This is a genomic window from Mycobacterium cajalii, assembly GCF_045809005.2.
Taxonomy (GTDB): Bacteria; Actinomycetota; Actinomycetes; order Mycobacteriales; family Mycobacteriaceae; genus Mycobacterium.
In genome coordinates this window covers 5,358,077-5,370,480 of the sequence record NZ_CM141436.1, presented here as the reverse complement: position 1 = coordinate 5,370,480, position 12,404 = coordinate 5,358,077, and the positions used below count along the sequence as shown (strand labels likewise).

The 12,404-nt window shown below is 69.0% G+C and carries 13 protein-coding genes; 10 read left to right on the top strand and 3 right to left on the bottom strand.

What is annotated here, in order from left to right; all coding sequences use genetic code 11:
* The first annotated feature begins 7 nt into the window (after positions 1 to 7).
* The 3 genes from ACJ512_RS25545 to ACJ512_RS25535 are packed head-to-tail and all read left to right on the top strand — an operon-like array spanning position 8 to position 2,645.
* Positions 8 to 835, top strand: coding sequence for a coniferyl-alcohol dehydrogenase (locus ACJ512_RS25545; protein ID WP_407687239.1), 828 nt, complete (start codon positions 8 to 10; stop codon positions 833 to 835).
* Complete coding sequence (locus tag ACJ512_RS25540; RefSeq protein WP_407687240.1) at positions 823 to 1,812, top strand: cyclase family protein; 990 nt, start codon at positions 823 to 825, stop codon at positions 1,810 to 1,812. Before ACJ512_RS25545 ends, ACJ512_RS25540 begins: the two co-directional genes overlap by 13 nt.
* An 11-nt stretch (positions 1,813 to 1,823) precedes the next feature.
* Positions 1,824 to 2,645: an alpha/beta fold hydrolase gene (locus ACJ512_RS25535; RefSeq protein ID WP_407687241.1), complete on the top strand. Its 822-nt coding sequence runs from the start codon at positions 1,824 to 1,826 to the stop codon at positions 2,643 to 2,645.
* Between the two features lie 4 nt (positions 2,646 to 2,649).
* Here ACJ512_RS25535 and ACJ512_RS25530 read toward each other — a convergent pair whose 3' ends face one another.
* On the bottom strand, positions 2,650 to 4,209 hold the full coding sequence (locus tag ACJ512_RS25530) for a multicopper oxidase family protein (RefSeq protein ID WP_407687242.1): 1,560 nt from the start codon (positions 4,207 to 4,209) through the stop codon (positions 2,650 to 2,652).
* 149 nt (positions 4,210 to 4,358) lie between these two features.
* Complete coding sequence (locus ACJ512_RS25525; protein WP_461479881.1) at positions 4,359 to 4,946, bottom strand: SDR family oxidoreductase; 588 nt, start codon at positions 4,944 to 4,946, stop codon at positions 4,359 to 4,361.
* Between the two features lie 138 nt (positions 4,947 to 5,084).
* Here ACJ512_RS25525 and ACJ512_RS25520 point away from each other — a divergent pair, with 138 nt between their 5' ends.
* Positions 5,085 to 5,891 carry an SDR family NAD(P)-dependent oxidoreductase gene (locus ACJ512_RS25520; RefSeq protein ID WP_407687243.1) on the top strand — a complete coding sequence of 269 codons (807 nt, stop codon included), beginning with the start codon at positions 5,085 to 5,087 and terminating at the stop codon, positions 5,889 to 5,891.
* 11 nt (positions 5,892 to 5,902) lie between these two features.
* Here the strand turns inward: ACJ512_RS25520 and ACJ512_RS25515 are convergent, their stop codons facing one another.
* The gene (locus ACJ512_RS25515) at positions 5,903 to 6,547 is read right to left on the bottom strand and encodes a PAS domain-containing protein (protein WP_407687244.1); all 645 of its coding nucleotides are present in this window, start codon (positions 6,545 to 6,547) and stop codon (positions 5,903 to 5,905) included.
* Between the two features lie 196 nt (positions 6,548 to 6,743).
* On the opposite strand from ACJ512_RS25515, the gene ACJ512_RS25510 reads away from it, so the two are divergent.
* The 6 genes from ACJ512_RS25510 to ACJ512_RS25485 all read left to right on the top strand — a co-directional run bounded on the left by ACJ512_RS25510 (position 6,744) and on the right by ACJ512_RS25485 (position 12,404).
* The gene (locus tag ACJ512_RS25510; RefSeq protein WP_407687245.1) at positions 6,744 to 7,409 is read left to right on the top strand and encodes a TetR family transcriptional regulator; all 666 of its coding nucleotides are present in this window, start codon (positions 6,744 to 6,746) and stop codon (positions 7,407 to 7,409) included.
* A 13-nt stretch (positions 7,410 to 7,422) separates the two neighbouring features.
* Entirely contained in the window at positions 7,423 to 7,617 is a 195-nt protein-coding gene (locus ACJ512_RS25505) for a ferredoxin (protein WP_369737003.1), read from the top strand.
* Position 7,618: 1 nt separating this feature from the next.
* Positions 7,619 to 8,860 (top strand): cytochrome P450, encoded by a 1,242-nt coding sequence (locus tag ACJ512_RS25500; protein WP_407687246.1) that lies wholly within the window; start codon positions 7,619 to 7,621, stop codon positions 8,858 to 8,860.
* Between the two features lie 133 nt (positions 8,861 to 8,993).
* Positions 8,994 to 10,058 carry an amidohydrolase family protein gene (locus tag ACJ512_RS25495; RefSeq protein ID WP_407687266.1) on the top strand — a complete coding sequence of 355 codons (1,065 nt, stop codon included), beginning with the start codon at positions 8,994 to 8,996 and terminating at the stop codon, positions 10,056 to 10,058.
* Positions 10,055 to 11,296, top strand: a complete 1,242-nt coding sequence (locus ACJ512_RS25490) for a M24 family metallopeptidase (RefSeq protein ID WP_407687247.1) — start codon at positions 10,055 to 10,057, stop codon at positions 11,294 to 11,296. Before ACJ512_RS25495 ends, ACJ512_RS25490 begins: the two co-directional genes overlap by 4 nt.
* Positions 11,286 to 12,404, top strand: coding sequence for a M24 family metallopeptidase (locus ACJ512_RS25485; RefSeq protein ID WP_407687248.1), 1,119 nt, complete (start codon positions 11,286 to 11,288; stop codon positions 12,402 to 12,404). The genes ACJ512_RS25490 and ACJ512_RS25485 overlap by 11 nt, the downstream gene beginning before the upstream one ends.

Genomic DNA, 12,404 nt, shown 5'->3' with positions numbered 1-12,404 from the left:
GCTGAGGTTGGCGGAGATCGACGGGCTGTGGGGCTACGACGGCCGCCGGGCGCTCGTGACCGGCTGTGCGTCGGGCATCGGCGAACAGGTGGTGCGCCGGCTCACCGAACTCGGCGCCGAGGTCGTCGGCCTCGACAAGCGCCGGCCGGCACTCGAGCTCAACACTTTCCACGAGGTGGACCTCGCCGACCCGGGCTCGATCGACCGCGCGGTGGCCGCGATCGGCGGGCCGGTCGACGCGCTGTTCAACGTGGCCGGGGTGTCCTCGGGGATCGGCGATCCGCCGCTGGTCGTCACCATCAACTTCCTGGGTCCGCGGCATCTCACCGAGGCGCTGCTCCCGCTGATGGGCCCGGGGTCGTCCATCGTGAGCGTGTCGTCGTTGGCGGCCGCCGGGTACCGCGAGCACCTCCGATCGGTCGCACCACTGCTGCGCACCTCGACGATGCGGGAGGGCATCGACTGGTGCCGTGAGCATCCCGACGAGCTCACCGGAGGGGGGTACCGGTTGGCCAAGGAAGCGGTCATCCTGTACACCATGCAAAGCGCGACGCCCCTCGGGGCCCGGGGTATCCGGATCAACTGCACCGGCCCGGGGGTCACCGAGACGCCGATCCTCGACCAGCTGCGCACGGCGTACGGGCAGGGCTTCCTCGACGACATCCCCAAGCCGCTGGGACGGGTTTCCACGGCCGCGGAACAGGCATCGGCGCTGCTGTTCCTGAACAGCGCTGCGGCAAGCTACATCTCGGGCCAGGTGGTGTGGGTCGACGGGGGCAACGTCGGAGCGGCGATCGCCCGCGAACTCGAGGAAGGAGCCCCGTGGCCGGGTTGAGCGAATTCCGGCGGGTCGCCCGCGACGTCTCCAACTGGGGGCGGTGGGGCGCCGACGACGAGCTCGGCACGCTCAACTTCATCACGGCGGACAAGGTTGCGCACGCCGCGAGCCTGGTCCGGCACGGCAAGGTGTTCCCGCTCGGGGTGGACTTCGGCTCGTCGGGGCCGCAGGGGGCCTTCCATTTTCGGCACAATCCCATCCTCGTGATGACCGTCGACGGCGGAGACGCGAACACACTGGCGCAGTACGGGCCCGGGTGGTCGCAGAACCCGACCGCCCAGCAGCTGGGCGGCTACTTCGCCGACAACCTGTTCCGCTTCAACGAAGACATGGTCATCATGCCGCTGCAGGCGGCCACCCAGTGGGATGCGCTGTCGCACGTCTACTACGAGGACAAGCTCTACAACGGTTTCGCGGCCGGCTCGGTGACCAGTATGGGCGCCTACCATTGCAGCATCGCCAAGGTCGATGTCAAGGGCATCACCTCGCGGGGAGTGCTGCTGGACCTGGTGCGGCATCGGGGCGCGGAGGTCTTCCTCGAGCAGGGGAACCCGATCACTCCACAGGAATTGGACGATGTCGTCCGCGCGCAGGGAGTCACCATCGAGCGTGGCGACATCGTCTTGATCCGGACCGGCTGGTGGGCGAGGTTTTTGCAGACGGGCAACAAGACGGAGCCGTTCTCGGGGCTGCACTGGCGTTGTGCGTCGTGGCTGCACGACCACGACGTCGCGGCCGTCGCATCCGACAACCTTCAGGTCGAGGACCTCGTTCCCGATGTCGAGGGCGCGTTCCTGCCCATGCACCTGCTGTGCCTGCGCGACATGGGCTTGATGCTCGGTGAGTACTGGGACCTGACGGCGCTGGCGGAAGATTGTGCCGCGGACGGTGTCTACGACTTCCAGCTCGTCGCGCCGCCGCTGAGATTCGTCGGTGCGGTGGGTTCGCCGGTGAACCCGATCGCGATCAAGTAGAAGTGGCGCCGATGGACTTTCAGCGCAAGACCATGCTGGTCGACGGACTGACCACCAGCTATCTGGAGGCCGGCGACGGCGTCCCGGTGGTGCTGCTGCACGGCGGCGAGTTCGGGGCCGGCGCCGAACTCGGCTGGGAGCGCAACATCTCGGCCCTGGCAGCGCACTACCGGGTGCTGGCGCCGGATCAGCTGGGGTTCGGTGAGTCGGCCAAGGTCATCGACTTCGTGAACGGGCGCGGGATGCGGATCCGGCACGTGGCGCGTTTCTGCGAGCTGCTCGGCGTGGACGCCGCACATTTCGCCGGAAACTCGATGGGCGCCGTCAACCTGCTCACCGACGCCACCTCGGAGAAACCGCTGCTGCCGATCCGCAGCCTGGCGATCATCTGCGGGGGCGGGGAGATCCGGCAGAACGAGCACTTCGAGGCGCTGCAGCAGTACGACGCGACGCTGCCGGCGATGCGGCGCATCGTCGAGGCGCTGTTCCACGACCCCGGCTACCCGGCCGACGACGACTACGTGCGGCGCCGCTTCGAGTCGAGCACCGCGCCCGGGGCATGGGAGGCCGTGGCAGCGGCGCGATTTCGTCGGCCGGGCGCCAAGTCGTCCGGGACGCCGTCGAGCGCCCGGGCGTACGAACGCATCGGTGCGCCGACCGTGATGGTCGAGGGCGGGGGGGACAAGCTGCTGCCGCGCGGATGGGCGGCGCAGATCGCCGAGCAGATCGACGGCGCCCGCGCGGTGGTGGTCGACAAGGCCGGGCATTGCCCGCAGATCGAGCAGGCGCCGGCCGTCAACGACCTGCTGCTGGACTTCTTCGAAACGGCCTGACTCCTCAGAAGAGGTAGTCCAGGCGGGTCTGCATCCCGGCGACCATGTGATAGGTGTTGTGGCAGTGCAGCTGCCACACGCCCGGGTTGTCGGCGACGAGGACGGCGTTGAGCTTCTTCTTCGGCAGCACGATCACGGTGTCCTTGCGCGGGCCGGGCGTGCCGTCGGAGTTGATCAGCTGGAAGGTGTGGCCGTGCAGGTGCATCGGGTGATACATCATGGTGGTGTTGTCGAAGGCGATGGTCGGCCGCTGACCCTGCCGCACGTGCAGCGGATTGGTCTTGTCGTAGGGTTCGCCGTTGATCGTCCAGTTGTATCGGGCCATGGTGCCGCCCAGCACGACGGGCAGGGTCAGGCCGGGCTCGGGCCGACCCAGGTTGACCGGCGTGCTGGCGGCGAACATCTCGGCGGTGCCCACCCTTTTGTCGAGTTCGGCCGGTTGGAAACCCGGGTCTGGTGGGCTGCCGGTGCCCGTGACCAGCAGCGCCCGCGCCACGGCGCCCTTTCCTTCGGCGAGTGCGACCAGGGGGAAAACGCCTTCGGCGGCGGTCACGGTCACGTCGTAGCGTTCGGCCATTCCGATGAGCAGGGCGTCGACCACCCTGGGCACCACCGGGTAGCCGTCGGTGTGGGTGACGATCATCGAATGGTCCGCCAGGGCAACGCGAAACGCCGTGTCCGAGCCGGCGTTGATGAAGCGGATCCTGATTCGCTGACCCGGCTTCGCGTGGAAAGACGTGGGTGCCGTGGGAATCCGGCCGTTCACCAGGTAGTACGGATACTTGATGTCCCCGGCGTCGCCGTCGAGCAGTTTGCTTGTTCCCGCGCCCTCGCGCGACAACTCCGGCGCCCCACTGGTTGTCGTCGTCGGCGGTGTCGTCATGGTGGGCGTGCTCTGCGCGCCGGGCTTGTTCGCCGACGTCAGCTCGTCGAACAGATAGCGCGGACTCTTGCCAACGCCGTCGGTCCAATCATCCAGGACGACAATCCATTCGGAGTCGTAACCGGATTCGGCCGGATCGTCGACGATCAGCGGCAGGTAAAGGCCCGCGTCCTCCTCGAGGCCGACGTGCGGATGGGCCCAATAGGTGCCCGGGTTGGGAACGGAGAAGCGGTAGGTGAAGTCCTGGCCGGCGTCGATGTTCGGCGTGGCGGGCGCCGCGCCGTCCATGTCGTTGCGGATCACGATGCCGTGCCAATGCACCGACGTGGGGCGGTCGAGCCGGTTGGACACACTGACGACGAGCTCGTCACCGACCTTGGCCCGGATCAGCGGTCCCGGAACGCCGTTGCCGTAGGCCAGCGTGCGCACCACGGGTCCGCCCAGGTCGACCTCGGTCCGCCGGGCAGTCAGGGCGGCGGTCACGGTGCGGCCGCTGTGCGGCCGGGCCGCCTCGGCCACGGCGATGGCGTCGGCCATCTTCGCGGCGTTGCCCGGACCCTGCGGTTTGGAATGCCCGCAGGCCGCCAGCGCCAACCCGCCGGCGATGCCGGCGGCCATGAACCCGCGCCTGGACAGCCGCGCGGCTTCGAAGGGGGCTCCGCCGGTGGGCAGCACGGCCATGAAAGCTCCTCGGTCATGTCCTGGGATGGTCCCCCTAGCCTTATACCGTGCTCGGCTGGCGGGCGGGGCGCAATCGCTGCGAGCAGCTGCCGCCGAATTATGCGGTGATTCCGCAGCGCTGTGTGGTCGACGAACCCGATCGTGGCCTGCTAAGTCGCGCGCGCGGCCATCCAGTCACCGAACCGGGTGGGGAAGACGGTCACGTCCTCACCATCCACGGGAACGATGGTGTGGTCGTCGAGCGAGGCCCCGAAATAGCGGGCATCGGGATCGCTGACGACCTGTCGTCGATCACCGGTGGCGGCGAACCGGATCCGGATGAAATCGTCCATGCCCCGCTTTTCCGGGCCCGCGGCGTTGATCACGCGGTTCAGCGGATCGTTGGCGGCCGCGCGCGCGACGGCCGTGGCGACATCCGTGGCGGCAATGGGCTGGAACGCCCCACGCGGCGCGCGGACCGTGTTCCCCTCGGTCATCGAATCGGCGATGCCGTCGACGAATTCGAAGAACTGAGTCGCGCGCACGATCGAATACGGCAAACTCGATTCCACGATCAGCTCCTCCTGCGCGATCTTGGCCCGCATGTAGCCGCTTTCGGAGGCCCGGTCGGCGCCCACGATCGACAACGCCACGTGGTGCCGGGCGCCGGCGGCCCGCTCCGCCTCGAGGAGGTTGCGGGTGGATGTGGTGAAAAACTCCAGCACGTCGTCATCGGCCCAGGACGGGGCGTTGGACACGTCGACGACCGTCTGCGCGCCGACGAGCGCTTCGCCGAGACCCTCGCCGGTGACGGAGTTGACGCCCGAGCGCGCGATCTCCGACCCGGTTAAATCAATCGCTTGACTTAACGTACCGTGCGCCGATTAACTCTCCGTGTGGGCAACGAACTCGACGGCAGGGTGGCCATCGTCACCGGTGGTGCTTCCGGCATCGGTCGCGGCATCGTCGAGCGGTTCGTGGCCGAGGGGGCCCGGGTGGTCGTCGCCGACGTCGACGAGGACGGGGGCGAGGGCCTGGCCGCGGCGCTGGGGCCCGGCGCCGTCTTCCGGCGCACCGACGTCTCCGACCCCGCGCAAATCGGGGCGCTGGTGGACGCGGCCGTGCGGGAGTGCGGGGGTCTGCACGTCATGGTCAACAATGCCGGCGTCTCCGGCACCATGCACCCGGGGCTCCTCGAGGACGACCTGGCCGATTTCCACCGCGTCATGGCCGTCAACGTCCTGGGCGTGATGGCGGGGACCCGCGACGCCGCCCGGCACATGGCCGCCCACGGCGGCGGGTCGATCGTCAACGTCACCTCGATCGGCGGAATCCAGGCCGGCGGTGGGGTGCTGACCTACCGGGCATCCAAGGCCGCGGTCATCCAGTTCACCAAGTCCGCGGCGATCGAGTTGGCGCACCACGACATTCGGGTCAACGCCATTGCGCCGGGCAACATCCCGACGCCTTTGGTGGCCACGTCGGCATCGACCATGGACCCGGGCGCGGCCGAGCGCTTCGAGGCGCGGATCCGCGAGACCATGCGGGCCGACCGTCCGCTGCAGCGCGAGGGCACCCCCGACGACATCGCCGAGGCCGCACTGTATTTCGCCGGCCGCCGGTCGCGCTACGTCACCGGCACCGTGCTGCCGGTGGACGGGGGGACCGTGGCCGGCAAGGCGATCCGCCGCCGCGGCGAGTGAGGCCACACCCTTCAGGATTCCCTCGCGGGATGTCCGGCCCGCACCTCCAGTCGCAGCCTGGCCAGTTGCTCCGTCCGCTCGAAATCCGGGGCGCCCAGGGTTTCCATCACCACGCTGTGCGAATGGGTGAGCACGCCCAGCACCGCCTCGGCGGGCAGCCCGGGAAACTGGTGGCCGAGAACTTCGGCCGCGTTCCGCAACTCGGCCGGTTCGGGAAAGGGCTGCCGGCTCGCGGCCGCCGGCACCACGCGGCTGATATCCCGGACATGATGCAGCGCGGCGACCGTCTTCCGGCCGTCGCGGATCGGGGAGTTCACCGGCATCCAGACCTTGTAGAGGAACTCGCCCGGGCGCTGCCGGTCGGGAACGTCGTAGCGCTGCACGCCCATCCAGTGTTGCGCCCCGCGGCGGAACGTCTTTTCCAGCGAGTCGGCGAGGTTGGCCACGCCGTCCGCTTCCACGTCGGCCGGGTTGTCCGGGAACACCTCGAACAGCGGACGGCCGAGCATGGCGTCCCGCGGTTGGGCCGACGCCCGTTCGTATGCCGCGTTCACCGCGCGGATGCGCAAGTCCGCGTCGACGAGCGCGTACGGCGCCCATCTCGTCTGAAACCACGCGGAATTCTCGATCTCGGCCACCTGTCGCTCTGACAGCACGGTTGCCCCTCCCTGATAAAGCATCTGCGTCCCGCTGCCCGTTGCTTCAGCGCCGCGACACGCAAACTCCATCGTGGCGCAACGTGTACGCCACCCGCGAGGGTCTTTGGTAACGCGGCTCCTCGGCGTAGCCGAATCGACACAAACATTAAATCAATCGCTTGACTTAATCGCCGGCGCGCGGTTGACTGACGCAATGACCGCCGCCGGCAGGGCCGTTCGCACCGAGCGGGCCAGTTCCACCCAGGAGGCCATCCTGGTGGCCGCCGAGCGGTTGTATGCCGAGCACGGCATGTTCGCGGTGTCCAACCGGCAGGTCAGCGAGGCCGCGGGCCAGGGCAACAATGCCGCGGTGGGCTACCACTTCGGCACCAAGGCCGACCTGGTGCGCGCCATCGAGCAGAAGCACCGCGGGCCCGTCGAGCAGCTCCGCGAGCGGATGGTGGCCGAGCTGCTGAAATCGGAACAGCCGGCGCAGCTGCGGGACTGGGTGGCCTGCCTGGTGCTGCCGCTCACCGACCACCTCACCGAACTCGGGAGCCCGACGTGGTACGCGCGGTTCGCGGCCCAGGCGATGACCGATCCCGCCTACTACCACATCATCGTCAAGGGTGCGCTGAGCTCGCCGTCGCTGGTCCAGGTCGTCGAGGGCATCAACCGGTGCCTGCCCGACCTGCCCGCCGAGGTGCACTTCGACCGCAACATCATGGCCCGCAACCTGCTGATGCATACCTGCGCCGACCGCGAGCGCGCGCTCGCCGCCGGGGCGTCGCCATCCCAGCGTTCCTGGCGCGCCGCCGCGTCCGGCCTCATCGACGCGGTGGTGGGGCTGTGGCTCGCGCCCGTGACACCGTACGAGTGAAGGGGGTCTGCAGGTGAAAGTGACCGTCGACCAAGACGTTTGCGCGTCGTCGGGCAACTGCGTCCTGAACGCTCCCGACATCTTCGACCAGCGCGACGACGACGGCGTCGTCGTGCTGCTCAATCCGAGTCCCTCGCCCGATCAGGCCGAGGGGGCGCGCCGGGCGGCCGCCGCCTGTCCCGCTCTGGCCATCCGTATCGAGGAGTGACATGTCGGACACGCTGACTGCCGGGACCGAAATCGATTCGGGCATACCCGAATACCCGATGGCGCGGGACGCGCGTTGTCCCTTCGCCCCGCCGCCGGATGTCATGGCGCTCGCCGCGGCCGCGCCGCTGTCGCGGGTCCGCATCTGGGACGGCAGCATGCCGTGGCTCGTCACCGGCTACGAGGAAGTGCGCGAACTGTTCTCCGACTCGCGGGTCAGCGTCGACGACCGGGTGCCCGGCTTCCCGCACTGGAACGCGGGCATGTTGTCCACGGTGCACAAGCGGCCGCGATCGGTGTTCACCGCCGACGGCGAGGAGCACACCCGGTTCCGGCGCATGCTGTCGAAACCCTTCACGTTCAAGCGGGTCGAGGGCCTGCGCCCGACCATCCAGCAGATCACCGACGACCACATCGACGCGATGCTGGCCGGACCGCGGCCCGCCGACCTGGTCGCAGCGCTGGCCCTGCCGGTGCCGTCGCTGGTGATCAGCCAACTGCTCGGGGTGCCCTACGAGGACGCCGAGATGTTCCAGGAGCATGCCACCGTGGGGCTCGCGCGCTACGCGAGCGGCGAGGACACCGCCAAGGGTGCGATGAGCCTGAACGCATACCTCGCCCGGCTGGTCGAGGCCAAGATGGAGGACCCCGGCGAGGACGCGGTGTCCGATCTGGGCGAGCGGGTCAGGGCGGGCGAGCTCACCGTCAAGGAGGCCGCCCAGCTCGGGACCGGCCTGCTGATCGCCGGACACGAGACCACCTCGAACATGATCGGGCTGGGTGTCCTTGCCCTGCTGGCGAATCCGGACCAGGTGCCCGTCATCCGCGATGCCGAGGACCCCAAGATCGTGGCCAACGCGGTCGAGGAACTGTTGCGGTACCTCAGCATCATCCAGAACGGCCAGCGCCGCGTCGCCCTGGAAGACATCGCCATCGCCGGTGAGGTCATCCGCGCCGGCGAAGGCATCATCATCGACCTGGCCCCGGCGAACTGGGATGCCGATGCATTCACCGAACCGGACCGGCTCTACCTGCACCGCTCGGGCGCGGACCGCAACGTCGCGTTCGGGTACGGCAGGCACCAGTGCGTGGGGCAGCAGCTCGCCCGTGCGGAGCTGCAGATCGTCTACCGGACGTTGTTCCGTCGCATCCCCACGCTCTCTCTCGCCGTCCCGATCGAGGCGGTGCCGTTCAAGCACGACCGGTTGGCCTACGGCGTCTACGAACTGCCGGTCACCTGGTAGCCCCGCTCCCGAAGGAAGGTCAACGATGACAACAACCAGTCCCGTCTCGCTCTATCCTCCCGAAGGCTTCGGTGCACCGAAGAATCGCCGCGGGCACGCCGGCGGCGTCGACGTGGGCCTGCCCGAGGGCACCGTGGTGTTCTCCGCGGACAACCACATCTCGCTGGCCTCCGACATCTTCTACGAGCGTTTCCCCGACGACCTCAAGGACAAGGCGCCGCGGATCTGGTACGAGGACGGCGCCTACCAGGTCGGGCGCAAGGGGCAATCGTTCCTGCCCGGCGACTTCAGCGCGGTCCTGATGCAGTACGACGACCTGCCGGGGGCCGCGAGCACCAACATCGAGGCGCGGATTCAGGAACTGCACGACGACGGCGTCGACAAGGAACTGGCCTTCCCCAACGCGGTGCTGGCGCTGTTCCACTACCCGGACAAGACGCTGCGCGAACTCACGTTCCGCATCTACAACGAGTACATCGCGGAGCTGCAGGAGCGCTCGGGCGGCCACTTCTACGGGGCCGGGCTGATCAACTGGTGGGATCCCAAGGGCACCCGCAAGACCCTCGATGAGCTGAAGTCGTTGGGAATCAAGACTTTCCTGATGCCGCTGAACCCGGGCAAGGACGACGACGGCAACCCGATCGACTACTCCAGCACCTCGATGAACGCCGTGTGGGACGAGATCGAAGCCTCCGGGCTCCCGCTCACCCACCACATCGGCGAAACCCCGCCGAAGAGCCCGTGCGAGTTCAACAGCGTCGTCGTCGGGATGATGATCAACATCGACGGTTTCCGGGAGACGTTCTCCAAGTACATCTTCGGCGGCATTCTCGATCAGCACCCGGGCCTGCGGATCGGCTGGTTCGAGGGCGGGATCGCCTGGGTGCCGTGGGCGCTGCAGGACGCCGAACACCTGGTGGCGTCCTACCGGCACATGTTCAACCGGCCGCTGCAGCACGACGTGCGTTACTACTGGGACACCCACATGATGGCGTCGTTCATGGTCGACCCGCTGGGCCTGCAGCTGATCGACCGGATCGGCGTGGACAAGGTGATGTGGTCCAGCGACTACCCGCACAACGAGAGCACCTACGGGTACTCGGAGAAATCGCTGGCGGCCGTCGTCGACGCCGTCGGACCGGCCGACGCTGCGAAGATCGTCAGCGGCAACGTCATCCGATTCCTGGGGCTGGAGTGACGACGCTCGCCCCTGCCGGGGCGGGCCTGGCCATCCCCGACACACCCGACTTCGCCCGCCTGCGCCGCGAAACCGGGGCGCGCCTGCGCTCGGCGATGACCGAACGCGGTGTCGACGCGATGGTCCTGCTCGGCAACAACACGGTGGTCTATGCCACCGGGACCAGCTGGCCGCTCGGCGACGCCGGGCTGTCCTATGTCGAGCGGCCGGTGGCCGTGGTCCTCGCCGACGACGAGTGGCCACACCTGTTCCTGCCGTACCGGGAGGGCGCTGCGCACGAGTCGGAGTTGCCCGCTGACCATCTCCACGGCCCCGTCTACCTCGAATTCGACGAGGGCGTCCACACTTTTGCGCGTCAGCTGGCCGGCCTGGTTCCGGCCGGGGCCGTGATCGCCGTCGACGAGTGCACCGGGGCCATGTCGCGTGCCGGCACGTCGTTGTTTCCGGGCGGGGCTCCCGCCGACGCCGCCGCGATCGTCGGCGCCGCCAAGGTGGTCAAAACCCCCGACGAACTGGCGTGTATCCGCACCGCGGTCCGGATCACCGACGAGGCGATGGTCGACGTCCACCAGTCGCTGGCCCCCGGCATCCGCCAAATCGACCTGTCGGCGAGCTTTTTGCGGCGGGCCTTCGAGCTCGGGGCGATGGCCAGCATGCTCGAACCGATCTGGCAGGTGATGCCCCACAGCAAGGCCGAGGGCGTGTGGACCACACACGGCGATCTGGCGCTGCCGCTGCTGACCACCGAGCGCGAGCTGGCCGAGGGCGACGTGCTGTGGACCGACGTCAGCATCACCTACCGTGGCTACTGCTCCGACTTCGGGCGCACCTGGATCGTCGGCCGCGCGCCCACGCCGCGCCAGCAGGCGCAGTTCGAGAAATGGCAGCAGATCATGACCGCCGTGGAGGGGGTGGCCCGGGCCGGCGCGACCGCGGGCGATCTCGGCAGGGCCGCCACCGCCGCCAACGGCGGCACCCGGCCCTGGCTGCCCCACTTCTACCTCGGCCACGGGATCGGCGTGAACGCGGCCGAAATGCCCATGATCGGAACCGATCTCGGGCAGGAATTCGACGACGACTTCGTCCTGCAGTCCGGCATGGTGCTGGTGCTCGAGCCCGTGGTGTGGGAGGACGGCACCGGCGGCTACCGCAGCGAAGAGGTCGTGGTGATCACCGAGGAGGGTTCGATCCGCTTGACCGACTATCCCTACACCCCCTATGGCCCCCATGTCGGTTGACGTCTGTCCCGACGAGCGCGCGCTGCGCTCGGGGCGCCGCCGGCGAGTGCTGGACCAGATGGCGGCACACGACCTCGACGTCCTGGTCCTCGGCCGGCAGGCCAACATCCGCTACGTCACCGGCACACCGCAGCTGTGGGTCGCCGGCACGCGGCCCTTCGGCCCGTCGTGTGTGCTGGTGCGGGCGACCGGCGCGGTTCACCTGCTGAGTACCTGGGACGAAGGGGTCCCCGACGACATCCCCCACGAGAACCTGTACGGCATCTCGTGGAATCCGGCGAACACCATGGCGGTGCTGCGCCGCATCGACGGTGCGGCCACCGCGCGCCGCGTCGGGACCGACGCGCTGTCACCGGCTTTCGCGCAGCTGCTGCCGACGGCGTTTCCCAACGCAACGCTGGTCGACGGCGAGCTCGCCATGCGCGCCGCCCGGCGGATCAAGACCGCGGAGGAGGTGGCCGCGCTGCGGGAGGCGATCGCGAAGGCCGAGTCGGGTTTGGCCGCCGCGGTGGCCGAGCTGCACCCCGGAGTGCGCGAACAGACCCTGGCCGGCGTCATGCTGGAAGCCATGGCGGGCGGCGGCGTGGCCACCCCCGCGAACCAGGAATTCGCCTGGGTGACCTCGCGTGATCACCCGTGGCGGCGGGTCGGCGGCGACGGCCGCGTGCACGACGGCGACCTGGTGGCGTTCTCGGCCGGCGTCCTCGCCGGCGGCTACATGGGTGAGGTGGGGCGAACCTGGCCCGCAGGGGCTGCCGGCAACGCCGGGCCGTTGCGTCGGCGTTCGGAAAGGCTGTGGGACAGCCTGTTAGCGGCGTGCCGACCGGGCGCAGGCGCCGACGAACTGCTGGCGGCCTATCAGGCCGCGGGCGAGCCGGCGCCGCCCATGCCGGTCGCGCGAGGGCTGGGCATGGGATTCGATCCGCCGGTCATCTCCCAGCACCTACCCGAAACGGCGACCCGCGAACGCCTGGAGCCGGGAATGGTGCTGGCCGTGACGGGTTACGTCTGGGAACCCGGCGTCGGCGCGGTGTTCGGGCGCGAAGCCGTGCTGATCACCGACGACGGCCACGAGGTGCTGACCTCGAGCCCGTGCTGGCGCGAATAG